Raw genomic sequence first — 16,265 nt, forward strand, 5'->3', positions numbered from 1 at the left:
CTGCCGTTTCGGCGCGTCTTTCAATTGAGATTTCAGACGGAACAGTTTAGAAAATCTCAAATGGCCATGCTTAACCGCGTCCATCTCAACGGCCTTCGCGCCGTCGAAACCGTTGCCCGTCTGGGATCACTCGCGGCGGCCGCCGGCGAGCTCAACGTTTCCGTCAGTGCCGTCAGCCAGCAGATAAGCCGCACTGAAAAGCAGCTCGGCCAGGCGCTGTTCGAGCGCACGGCAAGCGGTCTGGTGCCGACCGAATTCGGCGCCGTCTTCGCGACCCGTCTCGGCACGGGGTTTCGCGAGCTTGCTCAGGCCGTGGCCTTGGCCGACGAGGCGACGCAATGCACGTTGGTCGTTTCGGTGGCACCGGCCTTCGCCTCGAAATGGCTGCTGCCCAGGCTGTCGCGTCACTTCGACCGCCATCCCAACGTGCTGCTGCGCATCGACGCTACGGTGCGGCTCACCAATCTCGACCGCTCCGACGTTGACATCGCCATCCGGCTTGGCGACGGCAAATGGCCAGAAGGGCGAGCGGAATTGCTCCTGGCGCAGGAGGTCTTTCCAGTCTGCTCGCCTGATATCGCCAGGAAACTGCAATCGATCGAGGACCTTGCCCAGACCTGCGCCATCACCGACGAGCGGGCGATGATCAATTGGGAAAGCTGGTTCACGGCGGCCGGTGTTCCACCCGTCACCTTCCAGAAGGGCGCGCGCTTCACCGATCCGATGCTGTGCCTGGAATCGGCCATTGCCGGCCATGGCGTGATGCTGGGCTGGCAGTTGCTGACGGCGGATGCGCTGGCCGACGGGCGGCTGGTGGCGCCATTCGGCATCCGCGCCCAGAGCGGTCTCGGCTACTGGCTGGTGACCTCGTCGGCCAGGGCGGAGAGCCGCAAGGTCCGGGACTTCAAGGCCTGGATCAAGGAAGAGATCGCGGCGACGATGGCGCAGTTCGGATCGGCGACGACAGGCCCCGCCGGCGCGATCGCGGTGGAAAGCGCCGTGGCGCCGGTCTATGTAGAAGCAGATATTCAACGACGGCAGGCAGGATCATGACCACACATTCGCGCGGCGTTTCCGCAACGATCGACCCGGTGAAGCTCGACAGGCTGGCGGAAGTCGCCATCAAGGTCGGGCTGCAATTGCAGCCCGGACAGGATCTGGTGCTGACCTCGTCGATCGCGGCCCTGCCGCTGACCAGGCGCATCGTCGAGCACGCCTACAAGGCGGGCGCCGGTCTGGTGACGCCGATCTTCAACGACGACGAAATGACGCTGGCGCGTTACCGCTTCGGGGCGGACGTCGGTTTCGACCACGCCGCCGGTTGGCTCTATGAAGGCATGGCGAAGGCCTTTTCCAACAATGCGGCCCGGCTTGCCGTGCGCGGCGAGGATCCATCGCTGTTGTCGGCGCAGGATCCGGCCAAAGTGGCGCGCGCCAACAAGGCCAATTCGATGGCCTACCAGCCGGCGCTGGAAAAGATCACCGGCTTCGACATCAACTGGAACATCGTCGCCTATCCGGACCTCGCCTGGGCCAAGCAGGTTTTCCCCGGCGATGCCGACGATGTCGCGGTGGTGAAGCTCGCCGATGCCATCTTCGCGGCGTCACGAGTCGACGTGGGAGACCCCATCGCAAACTGGACGGCGCACAATGCAGCGCTGCGCGGCCGCACCGAATGGCTGAACGGCCATAATTTCCATGCGCTGCATTTCACCGGACCGGGCACCGACCTGACGGTTGGTCTCGCGGATGGTCATGAATGGATGGGCGGCGCCTCGACCGCCAAGAACGGCATCACCTGCAATCCCAACATCCCGACCGAGGAGGTCTTCACCACGCCGCATGCCAGGCGGGTCGAGGGCCATGTCTCCTCGACCAAGCCGCTGTCCTACCAGGGCACGCTGATCGACGAGATCTCGGTGCGTTTCGAGGAAGGCCGGATCGTCGAGGCCAAGGCCTCGAAGGGTGAGGACGTCTTGAAGAAAGTGCTCGACACCGACGAGGGGTCGCGGCGTCTCGGCGAAGTGGCGCTGGTACCGCATTCCTCGCCGATCTCGGCCAGCGGCCTTTTGTTCTTCAACACGCTGTTCGACGAGAACGCTGCCTGCCACATCGCGCTCGGCCAGTGTTACTCGAAGTGTTTCGTCAACGGCGCTTCGCTCAGCCAGGACGAGATCACGACGCGCGGCGGCAACAAGAGTTTTATCCACATCGACTGGATGATCGGCTCGGACAAGATCGACATTGACGGCGTCCACAAGGACGGCCGCAAGGTGCCGGTGATGCGCAAGGGCGAATGGGCCTGAGGGCAGGCGGAGGGTTCGGTGGTCTTCGACATCGCGGTGAAGCGGGTCTACGAAGCACCTGCTGCCGAGGACGGGCAGCGGGTGCTGGTCGACCGGATCTGGCCGCGCGGCGTCAGCAAGGAGCATGCCGCGCTGGCGCTGTGGCTCAAGGAGATCGCGCCGAGCGATGATTTGCGCAAATGGTTTGGGCACGAGCCGACGCGCTGGGCGGAGTTTCGGAAGCGATACGGAGCCGAATTGGATGAGAATGGCGAGGCGGTGGCGCAACTGCGCGGCTTGCTAAGTAAGGGCAAGGTGACGCTGCTCTACGGCGCGCATGACGAGGCGCATAACAATGCGGTGGCGCTGGCGGGATATTTGCAGGGGAAGGGTTGAGGCGGCCGGAACTTTCTGAGGCCGGCGGGACAGCGCCCCCCTCTGTCCTGCCGGACATCTCCCCCACTTGGGGGGAGATCGGCAGCTTCGGCGCCGCAGATCCCTTGCAGCGTAGCTGATTGGCGAAGGCCACGATGACATCCAATCTCCCCCCTCGTGGGGGCAGGGCAATCGCATATGGCGATTTTCTTGGTTTTCCAGATACTTGGCTGGATACCAAGAAAATCGTCGACGCGGACGGTTCGCGATTTGATTCTGATCCGTTCTTGCTCCGATTCGGGTTCGATACCGCGATCGAACGTCGGCAAAAGTGTCTCCCAGCCACTAAGTGGCTGCAAAGACTCAGAAATTCCATATGCGATTGCCCTGCTCGTGGGGGAGATGTCCGGCAGGACAGAGGGGGGCGCTGGCCCGCGACGGGCGAAGGTGAAGGTCCGCTCTATTTCCCCACCGCCAGCTCATAAACATCCGGCTTGAAACCAACCAGAACCCTGTCCCCCACCTCCAACACCGGCCGCTTGACCATCGTCGGCTTGGCCAGCATCAGCGCCTTGGCCTTCTTTTCATCGAGGCCTTGCTTTTCCTTGTCAGCCAACTCGCGGAACGTCGTGCTGCCCTTGTTGAGCAGCTTTTCCCAGCCGACCTTGCCGACCCAGCCATCCAGCCGCTTCGCGTCCAGTCCCTCCGCACGAAAATCATGAAAACGGTAAGGCACGTCATGGCTTTCCAGCCAGACGCGCGCCTTCTTGACCGTGTCGCAGGTGGTGATGCCGTAGATGGTGATCGTCAAAGCGTGCTTCCCTTGGGCTGACAGTCGAATCCGTCGCACAGCCTAAAACCGCCCTTCCCGCTTTGCCAGCGCCCAGCCCTGCATCGCCAGAATTTTCGGGCTTGCCGATACTAAGGAATTTCCCTAAGTATTTTCGAACCGCTTTTGACGGCGCCGCAGGATCGATCATGACAAGTCTCCAGACCGCCAATCCGAGCCTGCCGCCCATCGATGGCATCTTCCGCGCGCTTGCCGATCCGACGCGCCGCCGCGTGGTGGAGCGGCTGAACCGCAGTCCGGCCTCGGTCAGCGAACTGGCACAGCCTTTCGAGATGGCGCTGCCTTCCTTCATCGAGCACCTCAAGGTGCTGGAAGGCTGCGGGCTGGTGCGCTCGGAAAAGATCGGCCGCACCAGGACCTATCAACTGGCGCCCGAGCCGCTGCAGCTCGCCGAGAACTGGCTGGCCGAGCAGCGCACGCTGTGGGAGCGCCGCCTCGACCAGTTCGACGCCTATGTGATGACCCTCAAGGAGCAGGAAAAATGAACTATCCCTTCAAGCCGGATCCCAGGCTGGACCTCGTGCTGGAGCGCGTGCTCGACGCGCCGCGCGAACTGCTATGGCGCGCCATGACGACGCCGGAGCATGTCAGGCAATGGTTCACGCCCAAGCCATGGCTGATCACCGACTGCGAGATCGATCTCAAGCCAGGCGGGTTGTTCCGCACACGCATGCAGTCGCCCGACGGCAAGGAGGTCAGCGATCGCCATTGCTGCTATCTCGACATCGTGCCGAACGAGCGGCTGGTGTGGACGGATGCGCTGCTGCCGGGCTACCGGCCGTCAGGCGAGCCCTTCATCACCGCGGTCATTTCCCTCCAGCCGGATGGCCGGGGCACGCGTTACACCGCCACCGCCATCCACCGCGACGCGGCGACCCGCAACAACCATGAAGAGATGGGTTTCTTCGATGGCTGGGGCACGGTGGCCGACCAGCTCGCCAAGTATGTGAAGACGATTTGAGTCTATCACTGGCGGCCAGGGCATTGCCCCGGCCGCCATGCTTGTTTTTCGACCTTGCAGCGGAGAGAGCAGACTCCGAGAAAGGGGACTTTCCGGCCTCAGTAGTAAAAACGCTCTTCCGTGATCTTGCCGTTCTTGACCGTATACAGGCCGACTTCATCCATGGTGACACGCTCGCCGGTGGCCTTGGGCGTTATGTCGAACTTGAAGCGCACGGCGAACTGGTCGCCGTTGACATAGGGGCCCTCGACCGAGCCACCGTGGACTTCGTGGTTCTCTTGCCACCATTGGCCCTTTTGCTTGAGAGCCTCTTTGCCACGGGCCACGGCCATTGGCCCTTCCATGGCTTCGTAGCTGACGATATCGTCGGCGTTGTATTTCTCGCCAGCACCGGCATGATCACCCTGCTGGAGCAGCTCGGTGAAATCCTTGGCAATATCTGCAATTGACATGTGTTCCTCCTGTTCAGACGTACCCCAAGTAGGGGACCGCTTGCTGCCCTGCCACCGCTGGGCCGCACGTTAGCTGACAAGCCGTGTCAGGACGATTGATATAGCGCAGCTATGTGACGACGATTTCTCACATGCCGGCCATGGAATCGTCCTGGCCGGTCAATTGCCAGATCGCTGGACATTCGTATTCGCCCTGATAGCTGCGGATCAGCGCAAAGCTGCGCACCGTCCAGGACATCGGCTCAACAATCTGCTCCCGCACTTTCGGCACGCCTCGTCTGTCACGAAGCAGCGTAACATGTGGCTCCAACGAGCTCGTGACGAACGGCTGCAGCGGGCTGTCGTCGATTACAGCAGAGAGCTTGCGCCAGAAGGCTTGCAGGGCCGGCGAATGGTTGCTGCTGCGAAACACCAGCGCCCCGCCACCGAAAGCCGACAGGCGATCGAAGCAAACATCGAATGGCGCGGCCTGTATCAGCAAGCCGACATGGCGCGCGATCTCCACCACACGCTTCTGTTTGCCGTCGCCAAGGCCCATCAGGGTTATGTGGATTTGATCGGTTGGCGTCAGCCACCCTCGCAACCCCAGCCCCTGATTGTAGTGCTCGGCCCTACGCCGCAGCATCTCGTTAACCGGGGCTTCGACCAGGAATGCGTAGAACAGATGCGGCTCCCGGACCGGACTCGGTTCCTCAAATGGGAAAGAGGTCTGACCATTCTTTGCGAATGCAGGTTGCCTACTCATGACGGAACTCGTTCGGCAAATTGAATCCAGTCGGGAACCATAGAACAAAAAGTGAACAAATCAAGTGAAAACGAAACAGGCGCTGATGCTCTCCGCATCAGCGCCTGTTTCATCAAGAGTGAGGGAGCCCTTCCGAGCAGGGCTCTCGAACCCTACGCCCCGTAACCGATGATGCCCTTGACCTCCAGGAAATCGTGGATCGCCCAGTCGGCGTATTCGCGGCCATTGCCCGACTGCTTGTAGCCGCCGAACGGTGCGAACGTGTCCCATTCCGGATAGTTGATCGAGACCTGCCCAGCACGCAGCTGTCCTGCCACCTTTCGCGCATGGTCGATGTCACCGGACTGCACATAGGCGGCGAGGCCGTAGACCGTGTCGTTGGCGATCTTCACGGCGTCGTCATCGTCATTGTAGGAAATCACCGACAACACCGGGCCGAAGATTTCTTCCTTCTCGATGGTCATGCCCGGGGTGACGTGACCGAACACGGTTGGGCGCACATAGTAGCCGCGGTTGAGGTGTTCCGGCCGGCCGGGGCCGCCGGTGACCAGCGTGGCGCCTTCCTTGATGCCGGCTTCGATCAGCCGCTGGATCTTGTTGAACTGGAGCTCGCTGACGACCGGGCCAAGCTTGGTCTGTTCATTGCGCGGATCGCCGACATTGTGTGCTTCGGCCGCCTTCTTGGCAATGGCGAGCGCCTCGTCGTGACGGGCGGCCGGTACCAGCATGCGGGTCGGCGCATCGCAGGACTGGCCGCTGTTGCCGAAGCAACCCTCAACGCCCTTACGCACCGCCGTTTCGAAATCGGCGTCGGGCAGCACGATGTTGGCCGACTTGCCGCCGAGTTCCTGCGCCACGCGCTTGACCGTCTCGGCCGCCGTCTTGGCGACGATGATGCCGGCGCGGGTCGAGCCGGTGAAGGACACCATGTCGACATCAGGATGGCCGGCCATGATCTGGCCGACATCCGGACCCGTGCCGTTGATCATGTTGTAGACGCCCTTCGGCGTGCCGGCCGCTTCCATCACCTCTGAAAAGACGATGCCACTGATCGGCGCGATCTCCGAAGGCTTCAGCACCACGGTACAGCCGGCCGCGATGGCCGGCGCCACCTTGCAGACGATCTGGTTGAGCGGCCAGTTCCACGGCGTGATCAGCGCGCAGACGCCGATCGGTTCCTTGACCACCATGGTGCCGCCGCGCTTCTCCTGGAATTCATAATCCTCCAGCGCATGAATAGTGGCTTCCATATGCGCCCTGCCCGCCCAGGCCTGCGCCTCGCGCGCCCAGGTGATGGGCGAACCATTCTCCTGACTTACGGCCTGAGCGATGTCCTCGAAGCGTTCGTTGTAGACTTCGAGAATGCGCTTCAACAGCTTCAGGCGCTCGGCCTTGCTGGTCTGCGAGAAGGATGGGAAGGCTGCCTTGGCGGCGGCGACAGCCTTGTCGACGTCGGCCTTCGAGCCGACGGAAATCTTGGTGTAGGCCTCTTCGGTGGACGGATCGATGACATCAAGCGTCGCCGGCACCACGGGCGCCACCCATTTGCCGTCGATGAAGAAATTGAGATGATTGCTCACGGGGAAGACTCCGATGTTTTGGGAAATGGATGGTCAGCCTATGCGGAGAGCATAGGGCAGTTGGCGCCACGGCGCAGGCTGATATGCGCCACGTCGCCGACGCTGAATTGAAAGCCTTCGGCCTGGCGCGGCGCATCGATGACCACCGGCAACCCCTGCCCCAGTTCAGCATGCAGCCGCAAGGTACGGCCGTGGAAGACGATGCTGTTCACCCGCGCCGGAGCGGTTCCTTCGGTCGCTTCGGTGGCCGCCAGCAAATCCTCCGGACGCACGCCAATGGTGCGGATTTCGCCTTCGCCAGGTGGCTGGCCGGTTTCAGAAATGGCTTCCAGCGGCAAGGTACCGGCGGTGAAACGCAGGCGATCGCCATCCCTGCCGACAAAACGCGATTGCAGGAGATTCATGGTGCCGATGAAGCTGGCAACGAACTTCGTGGCGGGCCTGTCATAGAGCGTCGCCGGCGGCGCGATCTGCTCGATGCGGCCCTTGTTCATGACGACGATGCGGTCGGAGATCGACAGCGCTTCGGTTTGGTCGTGGGTGACCATGACGAAGGTGGTGCCAAGCCGCGACTGCAGCCGCTTCAATTCGACCTGCATCTGTTCGCGCAGATGCGCGTCCAGCGCCGACAGCGGCTCGTCGAGCAACAGCACGCGCGGCTCGCAGACGATGGCGCGGGCGAGCGCGACGCGCTGGCGCTGACCGCCCGACAGTTCCAAGACGCGGGCGCCAAGCTTGTCGGCGAGACCGACCATGTCGAGGGCTTCGCCGACTCGCTTTGCCTGCTCGGTGCCGGTGAGTTTTCGCAACGACAGGCCGAAGCCGACATTTTCGGCGACGTTCATATGCGGAAACAGTGCGTAGTCCTGGAACACGGTGTTGACCGGCCGGTCGAAGGGCCGAAGCGCCGTGATGTCGCGGCCGTCGAGCAAAACCTTGCCGCTTGTTGGGCTTTCGAAGCCGGCAATGACGCGCAGGCTGGTGGTCTTGCCGCAGCCCGACGGCCCAAGCAGCGTGATGAACTCGCCGCTGATAATGTCGAGATCGACGGCATCGAGCCCGACGATGCCGCCGGGAAAAACCTTCGAGACCGCCTGCAGCCGAACGAGTGGATCAGGCGCCATCGCGTACCTCGGAGGGCTTCGTGGTGTTGACCCACAGGATCTGGCACTGCTCGGCGCCCGGATTGCGGAAGGCGTGCAAAAGCGTGCTTTTGAAGGCAAAGCTGTCGCCGGTCTTCAGCCCGTATTTTGTCGAATCCACCACCAGTTCGACCTCGCCCGACAGCACATAGCCGAATTCATGGCCGGCATGGGCATAGGCTTCCGCCGTGCCGCCATTGGCCTCCACCGTCACCAGCATGCCGGTCAGCGTCGCGCCCGGCGGCGACAGCAGCGCCTTGGCGATGCCTTCCGACTTCACGGGAATGGCGCGGCGGCTGTTGGCACGCACGCAATAGAGATCGTTGACGGCATCGTTACCGTCGGCGATCAGCGCCGACGGCTCGATGTCCAGCGCGGCGGCGAGCGGCCAGATCACCTTGACGCGCAGCGAGGACATGCCGCGCTCGATCTGGCTCAGCGCACCAATCGACACGCCGGCTTTTGCGGCCAGTTCGGCCAGCGACAGGCGGCGCTCCAGCCGCAGCGCCCGCACGCGCCGGCCGACGCGCACATCGGCATCGTCCTTGGGTTTCTCGGCGGCTTCGTCAAGAACATCCATGCATTCGTCCTCGTTGCAGTCTCTCTATCCGAGCGCGGCGCAGCGTCGATAAGCTCCCCTTCTCCCCCTGTGGGAGAAGGTGTCGCCGAAGGCGACGGATGAGGGGTGTTCCAGCTTGGCAAGGACGGCGATCCGTCACCCACCCCTTGTATCTGCACGGAGGAGACTTTGTGCGATGGAAGCGACTGAGCCTCGAACCGGACGGCCATCCGATTCGAGGCTTGGCGAAGTCGCCCGACACCCCTGCGGCTACAACCGTGGATGAGCCTGGGATCTTCGCCTTCGTCACGCACGACCGAATAGTCGCTTGGCTCCAATCGCACGCACAAGGCAGGTTACCGTGAACACGATCCTCTGTGGAATAGATATTTCGAAAGACTGGCTTGATGCCCATATCGAGCCGATGGGAGCGGCAAACCGCTTCGCCAACGATGCGGCAGGCATCGCCGATCTGGCCGCCTGGTGTCAGAACCATGATGTCAAACTCGTCGTCATGGAGGCCAGTGGCGGCTACGAACGGTTGGCCTTCCTGCTCTTGTGGGAGATGGGCCAACCCTGCGGCATGGCCAATGCGAGGAGCGTTCGCTACTTTGCCGAGGCGATGGGTTTCCTGGAGAAGACCGACAGGATCGATGCCGCCGTGATTGCCCGTTATGGTGCCGTCAAGCGGCTCAAGCCGACGCCGCCGCCAAGCGCGGCCCAGCAGCGGCTCAAGGCGCTGGTTGCGCGGCTTTCCCAGGTGGGAGGTGACCTCACCATTCAAAAGCAGCGCAAGAGCACTGCCGACGCCGAAACCATCGCAAGCCTTGATGAGGTGATCGCGCTGCTTGCGCGCCAGAGCCGCAGGCTCGAGGGTGAGATCGCCACGCTCATCGATGACGATCCGCTGTGGGCATGCCTCGACCGGGCCTTCCGCTCGCTCAAGGGTGTTGCCTCTCGCACCGTGGCGCGGCTGATGGCGCAGTTGCCGGAGATCGGCATCCTCTCCAACAAGGCCATCGCCAAGTTGGCCGGCCTGGCGCCGATCGCCAATGACAGCGGCAAGCGCAGCGGTCGAAGACCAGTGCGCGGCGGTCGGGCAGGGCCGCGCGGCGTCCTCTTCCTCGTTGCCAGCATCGTTGCCAAATATGATCCGCATCTGGCAGCTTTCAAGCAACGGTTGCAGGCTGCCGGAAAGGAGAAAATGGTCATCCGCATTGCGCTCGCCCGCAAGCTGCTCGTCATTCTCAATGCAAAAGCACGCGACGCGCGTAACGAATTCGCAAATGCAACTTGACACCCCAGATAGTCGCTCATCCGTCTCGGCGCTGCGCGCCGATCCACCTTCTCCCTCAGGGGGAGAAGGGAAGATCAGTCTCACCCGCCCGCCTTCACCTTCTCGAACATCTTGGCCACATCGTCATTCTGCTTCATCGGTGCGGTGAAGATGGTGGTCTTCAGCATCACTTCCGGATCGGACGGAAGTTGCAGCTTCTCAAGTTCACCCTTCGCCACGCCGGCGAAGGCGGTCGAGAGCGAGCTGCCATAGCCGTAGGACTGGATCAGGAATTTGCCCGAATCGGCATCCAGCCGGCTGTTGATGAAGTCATAGGCGAGATCGACATTCTTGGCGTCCTTCAGCATGACGAAGCCGCAGGCCCATGTCAGCATGCCTTCCTTCGGCTTCATGAATTCGACCGGCACGCCCTGCTTCTTCAGCGAGGTGGCGGACGCGTTCCAGGTCATGGCGGCGACCAGTTGGCCGCTGGCCAGCGCCTGCTCGACCGACGTCATGTCGGTGGTGTAGCTCGACAGCAGCGGCCGCTGTTCGCGCAGTTTTGCCGCGACCTTGTCCATCTGCTCGGGCGTCATGTCGAAGGGGTTCACGCCGGCCAGAAGCGCGGCAACGATCGGCGTGTCGTGGACGGCGTCGATGGTCGCCATGCGGCCGGCATATTGTTTGTCCCAAAGAAGGTTCCAGCTCGCCTCGGGGTTCTTCACTAGGTCGGTGCGGTAGAGGATCGAGGTGTTGCCCCAGTCCCACGGCACCATCCAGACCTTGCCATCGCCGGCCTGCAAATCGGGCAGGTTCTTGAACACCGGGAAGATCGAATCCCAGTTCTTGATGCGCTTGGTGTCGATCGGCTGCAGCAGGCCTTCCTTGTTCCAGCGCGCCACCTTGTCGTAGCAGGGATGGGCGATGTCAGGGCGGAAGCCGGCCTTGACCTTGGTGAAGGCATCGTCGTCGTCACCGAAGATCGAGGCCTCGACGCCATCGGGGTGTGCGGCGAGGAAGCTCTTGTTGAAATCGGGCAGTTCGTAGCCCGACCAGGTGAAGTATTGCAGCTTTTCGGCCGCCAGCGCCACGGTCGAAGACAGTGCGAGCGCCAGTGCGGCGAGGCCGGCACGGGCCTTGTGTCCGGTTATCGATTTCAGAAATGCCATTTTCGTTCTCCTCTCATTGTTGTGGTCAGGCTGGATTACGGCGCGCGGCGCCGAGCCCGCGATGGCGCAGGAGCTCGGCTGTACCGGCGATGATGAAGGACACGGCCAGGATCACCGTCCCGAGCGCCATGACGGTCGGCAGCGAGCGGGGGAAGCGCAGTTGGCTCCAGATGTAGAGCGGCAACGTCGGCTCGGTGCCGGCGAGGAAGAAGACGACGATGAATTCGTCGAAGGAAATCAGGAAGGCGAGCATGAAGGCCGACAGCACGGCGGGCAGGCTGAGCGGCAGCATGACGCGCCGGAATGTCGTCCAGTCGGAGGCGCCGAGGTCGAGCGCCGCCTCGCGAACCGTCCTGGGGATGGCGGCAAAGCGACTGCGCATGATCACCACCGTCGTCGGCAGCGCCACCAGTATGTGGCCAAGCACGATGGCGATGCGCGATGGTCCGAGGCCGATGAGGTTGACCAGGATCAGCAGCGAAATGCCGACAATGACGCCGGGAATGAGGATCGGCAGCCGGGCTATGGCGCTGATCGTGGAGGCCAATGGCGAGCGGCCGTAGAGGTCCATATAGGAAACGGTGATGCCGCACAGCGTGGCACCGGAGGCAGCGACGGCGGCGATGACGAGACTGTTCATGAGCGCGCCCGACAGCGCCGGATTGCCATAGAGCGTCTGGTACCATTGCAGCGTGAAACCCTGCAGCGGAAACGCCGCCTGGATGGAATCGTTGAAGGAAAACAGCGGGATCAGCAGGACCGGCAGATAGAGAAACACCAGATAGGCAAGCACATAGAGGCCGAGCCAGCGGCCATCGCCTTTTGTGCCGGCGCGTTCCGCTTTCATGTGCGGCTGCCAAATCTGCGGTCGGCGCCGCGCGCCACCAGCACCACAAGCAGGATGACCAGCATGACGCAGACCGAAAGCGCCGCGCCGAACGGCCAGTCATTGGCCTTGCCGAACTGTGACTGGATCAGCGAGCCGATCATGGTGCTGGTCGGGCCGCCGACCATGGCCGGGGTGACGTAGTCGCCAACGGTCGGCACGAAGACCACGAGCGCGGCCGCCAGCACGCCTGGCATCGAATTTGGCAGCACGACACGGCGGAACGCGGTGAACGGCCGCGCGCCGAGGTCGGAAGCAGCCTCGAGCAGCGATTTCGGAATGGTGTCCAGCGCCACATAGATGGGCAGGATGGCGAAGGGCGCGTAGGCATGCGCGAGCGTGACGACCACCGCGGCCGGGGTGTTCAGGAAGGCCAATGTCGGCTGGGACCAGATGCCGCTTTCGATCAGCGCCGAGTTCAAGACGCCGTTGTAGGCGAGTACGATCTTCCAGGCGAAGACGCGCAGGAGATAGCTGGTCCAGAATGGCAGCGTCACCAGGAACAACAGCAGGCTACGCCGCGGCCCGGCATGGAAGGCAAGGTAGTAGGCGACGGGATAGGCGGTGACGACGGTCGCCAGCGTCACCAGGCCGGCAATGATCAGCGAGCGCAGCGTCACCGTCCAGTAGAGCGGATCGGTGACCACGGTGGCGAAGTTTTCGACGGTCAGCCCAACGCCGAGCAGCGAGCCGTCATTGCCGCGGAAGGCGAGGAACAGCACCATGCCAAGCGCAAACAGGATCAGCAGGAAAGTGACCAGCGCCCCCGGCAGCAGCATGGCGAGCCGGAAACCCGATGAAGACCGGGCCTCTGGCGCTTGCGTTGTAACTAGGGTCGACATCGACCTGCTCACCGGGATTTTGAAATTGGCTAAGACTTTTTCATATTCATGAAACTGTCAAGCGGAATCCAGCTTTCATGAATTGTTGCCGTCAGCGCTCCGGCGACCGCCAGAACGCTTGGGGCTTTGCCCGGAATGGTCGAAAAAGCCGTAGCCTGCCGTTCTTGGCCGCGTTAGCCAGGTTATCTCACCCGAACCGTTTGGTCGGTGTGCCTCCAACGCCTGCGCGCACTGCGAACAGCCCGCCCTCCCGCGGGTTCGCCTGCAGATGTCTCTCGCTCATGGTAAACCGCGCCGAGGTGACGAAAAGGATATCGAAATTCTCGCCACCGAAAGCACAGCTGGTGGGCCAGCTGCAGGGCAGCTCCACCACCTTGTCCAGAACTCCGTCAGGTGAAATACGGACCAGGCAGCCGCCGCCTGCGACGCGACAATTCCAGACATAACCCTCCGCATCCATGCACGACCCGTCCGGCAAACCGCGTGGAAAGCCCGAGAAGAAAAGACGCCTGCCGGTTATTCGCGATTGCACCCTGTCCCAGTGATAGCGGAAAATCTGGTTCTTGGTCGTGTCTGCCGTGATGAAGGCATCATCCGCCGTCCAGACCATCGTGTTGGTGATGCCGAAGCGATCGGCACTGAGCGCCTCGACAATGCCGGCAGTGTCGACTCGATAGATCCGCCCCACATCTCGCGAGATGTCGCGTGGACGATCGTCGGGACCGATGTTGTTTTCCATGGTGCCGACCCAGAATGAGCCGTCCGGGGCGACCACGCCCTCATTCAACCGTGTGTCAGGGCTGTCCGGTTCGATCGTCGCGATCGTCCTGAAGGTTTCTCCGAAATCCCACAGTGCCACGTCCTTTCGCAGCCCGACGATCGCGCCGCCATCCCTGCGCAGGCCAATCGAGGTTGCGAGGTCAGGTGTCTGCCAGCTCTCGTGATCGAGAGTGACCGGATCGAGCCAGTGGATGCGTCGCCCGATGATATCCACCCAGATCAGTGTCTTCCTGCTCTCGTCCCAGACCAGGCTCTCACCGACAATATCCTGGGCATCAAACACGAGGCCTGGCTGCTTTTCTTCGCTATCCACCACCCTTTTCCCTTCCCGACTGTCGCGCGGTCGCCCCCCTATTGACAGACAAGATTTCACAAAGATATACACATTTCGAGAAAACATGTCATACAGGTTTTGGGCAAATGGTAAGCGATCGCGGCATAGGACCTGACGAGACAAATCCCGGCCTGGTGAGTGCCGCCATTCAGGCCATCACCCAACACATCCGCGTTGAAGGCCTTGGCCCTGGCGACCTCTTGCCCAGTGAAGCCGACATGACCCGCAGGCTCAGCGTCTCGCGGACAGTGGTGCGGGAGGCGTTTCGATCGCTGTCGGCGATGCGTCTGATCGACATGAGCGCCGGCCGGCGCGCCAGCGTCGCCAAACTCGACATTGGCGCCATGTCGATGGTGATCGAGCACGGCGTCACCACCGAACAGATCAGCATCCAGCAGGTCTATGATGTGCGCCGTACCATCGAAATGCGCACGGTGGCGCTCGCCGCACTGCGGCGGACCGATGCCGAGGCGGCTGAAATACAAAAATGCGCGCGGCTGATGCGCGAGAACCATCAGGCGCCCGAGATCGTCATGGAGCACGACATCGCATTCCATGAAGCGATCGCGCGGGCCTCTCACAACCCGGTGTTCTCGTTGATCATCAACGCCTTCAGCGGTGTCACGCGACGCACCTGGGTGATCGGCTGGCGTACGCGTGCCACCGAGGCAGAGCAGATCAAGATGATCGACGGTCACGGGGATATTGCCCAGGCGATCATCGCAGGGAACCCGCAACTTGCCGCCGAACATATGGCCGCGCATTTCGACAAGAGCGTCAAGGCGCTGATCGATGCGGGGATCGCATGAAAATCCGCTCGCTTGAGACCATTCGCATCGAAGAGCGGCCCAATCTGCTCTGGATCGAGGTGCATACCGACGAGGGCATCACCGGCCTTGGCGAAACGTTCTTCCTAGCCCGCACGGTCGAGGAATACGTCCATGAATATGTCGCGCCCCGCGTCATCGGCCGCGATCCGTTGCAGATCGATCTGCTTTCCGCGGACCTGGTTGGCTATCTCGGTTTTCGCTCAAGCGGGGTCGAAGTCCGCGGCAATTCCGCCTTCGACATCGCGCTCTGGGATATTTTCGGCAAGGCCATGAACCAGCCGATTGCGCAGCTTCTAGGAGGCTTTTCGCGGCAGTCCATCCGCACCTACAACACCTGCGCCGGCACCGAATACATCAAGGACGGCAAGGGGCAGACAACCGCGAATTATGGTCTCGGCACGAGGCAAGGCTACGACGACCTGAACGGGTTTCTCCACCGCGCCGACGAATTGGCGGCAGAATTGCTTGAAGACGGTATCACGGCCATGAAGATCTGGCCTTTCGACCATGCCGCCGAGAAAAGCCGGGGGCAAGACATTACCGCCACCGACCTCAAAGCCGCGCTGCAACCCTTCGAGAAGATCCGCAAAGCTGTCGGCGACAAGATCGACATCATGGTCGAATTCCACTCCATGTGGCAGCTCCTGCCGGCGATCAAGATCGCCAAAGCGCTCGGACCTTATGGCACATACTGGCATGAGGATCCGATCCGCATGGACAGCCTCGCCGACCTCAAGCGCTATGAGGCCGCGAGCCCGGCGCCGATCTCGGCATCGGAAACCTTGGGTAGCCGCTGGGCATTCCGGGATCTTCTGGAGACCGGCGCCGCAGGCATCGTCATGCTGGATATTTCCTGGTGCGGCGGGCTTTCCGAAGCACGCAAGATCGCCGCGATGGCGGAGGCCTGGCACCTGCCGGTCGCCCCGCACGACTGCACCGGGCCGGTGGTTCTGGCGGCGTCCACACATTTATCCCTCAACGCGCCCAACGCACTCGTACAGGAGAGTGTGCGGGCATTCTACCGGACCTGGTACCGCGACCTCGTGACCGCACTACCGGAAGTCAAGGACGGCATGATCACCGTGCCGCCCGGCCCGGGCCTCGGGCTGGAACTCAATCCCGACCTCGGTCGGGCCTACACCGTCCATCGCCGTGTCTCCGACAAGACGGACATCTGAAGAACACTCAACGGGAGGAAT

18 protein-coding genes are annotated in these 16,265 nt (G+C 62.3%); 8 read left to right on the top strand and 10 right to left on the bottom strand.

What is annotated here, in order from left to right; all coding sequences use genetic code 11:
• Positions 1-60 precede the first annotated feature (60 nt).
• Genes AC0V7N_RS30615 through AC0V7N_RS30625 form a run of 3 tightly spaced genes read left to right on the top strand, consistent with a single transcriptional unit; the run spans position 61 to position 2,681 of the window.
• The gene (locus AC0V7N_RS30615; protein ID WP_475451904.1) at positions 61-1,053 is read left to right on the top strand and encodes a LysR substrate-binding domain-containing protein; all 993 of its coding nucleotides are present in this window, start codon (positions 61-63) and stop codon (positions 1,051-1,053) included.
• Positions 1,050-2,306 carry an aminopeptidase gene (locus tag AC0V7N_RS30620; RefSeq protein WP_475451905.1) on the top strand — a complete coding sequence of 419 codons (1,257 nt, stop codon included), beginning with the start codon at positions 1,050-1,052 and terminating at the stop codon, positions 2,304-2,306. The genes AC0V7N_RS30615 and AC0V7N_RS30620 overlap by 4 nt, the downstream gene beginning before the upstream one ends.
• A gap of 18 nt (positions 2,307-2,324) precedes the next feature.
• Positions 2,325-2,681: a DUF488 domain-containing protein gene (locus AC0V7N_RS30625; RefSeq protein WP_475451906.1), complete on the top strand. Its 357-nt coding sequence runs from the start codon at positions 2,325-2,327 to the stop codon at positions 2,679-2,681.
• 439 nt (positions 2,682-3,120) lie between these two features.
• Here the strand turns inward: AC0V7N_RS30625 and AC0V7N_RS30630 are convergent, their stop codons facing one another.
• Complete coding sequence (locus AC0V7N_RS30630; protein WP_475451907.1) at positions 3,121-3,471, bottom strand: ArsC family reductase; 351 nt, start codon at positions 3,469-3,471, stop codon at positions 3,121-3,123.
• A gap of 167 nt (positions 3,472-3,638) precedes the next feature.
• On the opposite strand from AC0V7N_RS30630, the gene AC0V7N_RS30635 reads away from it, so the two are divergent.
• A complete protein-coding gene (locus AC0V7N_RS30635) occupies positions 3,639-3,995 on the top strand; it encodes an ArsR/SmtB family transcription factor (protein WP_475451908.1) in 357 nt (118 codons plus the stop codon).
• Complete coding sequence (locus tag AC0V7N_RS30640; protein ID WP_475451909.1) at positions 3,992-4,471, top strand: SRPBCC family protein; 480 nt, start codon at positions 3,992-3,994, stop codon at positions 4,469-4,471. Before AC0V7N_RS30635 ends, AC0V7N_RS30640 begins: the two co-directional genes overlap by 4 nt.
• 98 nt (positions 4,472-4,569) lie before the next feature.
• Here the strand turns inward: AC0V7N_RS30640 and AC0V7N_RS30645 are convergent, their stop codons facing one another.
• The 5 genes from AC0V7N_RS30645 to AC0V7N_RS30665 all read right to left on the bottom strand — a co-directional run bounded on the left by AC0V7N_RS30645 (position 4,570) and on the right by AC0V7N_RS30665 (position 8,970).
• The gene (locus AC0V7N_RS30645; RefSeq protein ID WP_475451910.1) at positions 4,570-4,923 is read right to left on the bottom strand and encodes a SnoaL-like domain-containing protein; all 354 of its coding nucleotides are present in this window, start codon (positions 4,921-4,923) and stop codon (positions 4,570-4,572) included.
• A 127-nt stretch (positions 4,924-5,050) separates the two neighbouring features.
• Positions 5,051-5,668: a 2'-5' RNA ligase family protein gene (locus tag AC0V7N_RS30650; RefSeq protein WP_475451911.1), complete on the bottom strand. Its 618-nt coding sequence runs from the start codon at positions 5,666-5,668 to the stop codon at positions 5,051-5,053.
• 152 nt (positions 5,669-5,820) lie between these two features.
• Positions 5,821-7,248, bottom strand: coding sequence for an aldehyde dehydrogenase family protein (locus tag AC0V7N_RS30655; protein WP_475451912.1), 1,428 nt, complete (start codon positions 7,246-7,248; stop codon positions 5,821-5,823).
• 38 nt (positions 7,249-7,286) lie between these two features.
• Positions 7,287-8,372 carry an ABC transporter ATP-binding protein gene (locus tag AC0V7N_RS30660; protein WP_475451913.1) on the bottom strand — a complete coding sequence of 362 codons (1,086 nt, stop codon included), beginning with the start codon at positions 8,370-8,372 and terminating at the stop codon, positions 7,287-7,289.
• Entirely contained in the window at positions 8,362-8,970 is a 609-nt protein-coding gene (locus AC0V7N_RS30665) for a cupin domain-containing protein (protein ID WP_475451915.1), read from the bottom strand. Before AC0V7N_RS30665 ends, AC0V7N_RS30660 begins: the two co-directional genes overlap by 11 nt.
• Before the next feature lie 340 nt (positions 8,971-9,310).
• Here AC0V7N_RS30665 and AC0V7N_RS30670 point away from each other — a divergent pair, with 340 nt between their 5' ends.
• Complete coding sequence (locus tag AC0V7N_RS30670; RefSeq protein ID WP_475455801.1) at positions 9,311-10,246, top strand: IS110 family RNA-guided transposase; 936 nt, start codon at positions 9,311-9,313, stop codon at positions 10,244-10,246.
• 80 nt (positions 10,247-10,326) lie between these two features.
• On the opposite strand, the gene AC0V7N_RS30675 is transcribed toward AC0V7N_RS30670, so the two are convergent.
• The 4 genes from AC0V7N_RS30675 to AC0V7N_RS30690 all read right to left on the bottom strand — a co-directional run bounded on the left by AC0V7N_RS30675 (position 10,327) and on the right by AC0V7N_RS30690 (position 14,215).
• On the bottom strand, positions 10,327-11,394 hold the full coding sequence (locus AC0V7N_RS30675; protein ID WP_475451916.1) for an ABC transporter substrate-binding protein: 1,068 nt from the start codon (positions 11,392-11,394) through the stop codon (positions 10,327-10,329).
• Positions 11,395-11,419: 25 nt separating this feature from the next.
• Positions 11,420-12,241 carry an ABC transporter permease gene (locus AC0V7N_RS30680; protein ID WP_475451918.1) on the bottom strand — a complete coding sequence of 274 codons (822 nt, stop codon included), beginning with the start codon at positions 12,239-12,241 and terminating at the stop codon, positions 11,420-11,422.
• Positions 12,238-13,122 (bottom strand): ABC transporter permease, encoded by an 885-nt coding sequence (locus AC0V7N_RS30685; RefSeq protein WP_475451919.1) that lies wholly within the window; start codon positions 13,120-13,122, stop codon positions 12,238-12,240. The genes AC0V7N_RS30680 and AC0V7N_RS30685 overlap by 4 nt, the downstream gene beginning before the upstream one ends.
• 187 nt (positions 13,123-13,309) lie before the next feature.
• Complete coding sequence (locus AC0V7N_RS30690; RefSeq protein ID WP_496628038.1) at positions 13,310-14,215, bottom strand: SMP-30/gluconolactonase/LRE family protein; 906 nt, start codon at positions 14,213-14,215, stop codon at positions 13,310-13,312.
• A gap of 107 nt (positions 14,216-14,322) precedes the next feature.
• Here AC0V7N_RS30690 and AC0V7N_RS30695 point away from each other — a divergent pair, with 107 nt between their 5' ends.
• Together AC0V7N_RS30695 and AC0V7N_RS30700 are read left to right on the top strand one after the other, a co-directional pair.
• Positions 14,323-15,045 carry an FCD domain-containing protein gene (locus AC0V7N_RS30695; RefSeq protein WP_496627476.1) on the top strand — a complete coding sequence of 241 codons (723 nt, stop codon included), beginning with the start codon at positions 14,323-14,325 and terminating at the stop codon, positions 15,043-15,045.
• Positions 15,042-16,244: a mandelate racemase/muconate lactonizing enzyme family protein gene (locus tag AC0V7N_RS30700; protein ID WP_475451922.1), complete on the top strand. Its 1,203-nt coding sequence runs from the start codon at positions 15,042-15,044 to the stop codon at positions 16,242-16,244. Before AC0V7N_RS30695 ends, AC0V7N_RS30700 begins: the two co-directional genes overlap by 4 nt.
• The last annotated feature ends 21 nt before the right edge of the window (positions 16,245-16,265 follow it).

It is taken from the genome of Mesorhizobium kamtschaticum, from assembly GCF_056174585.1.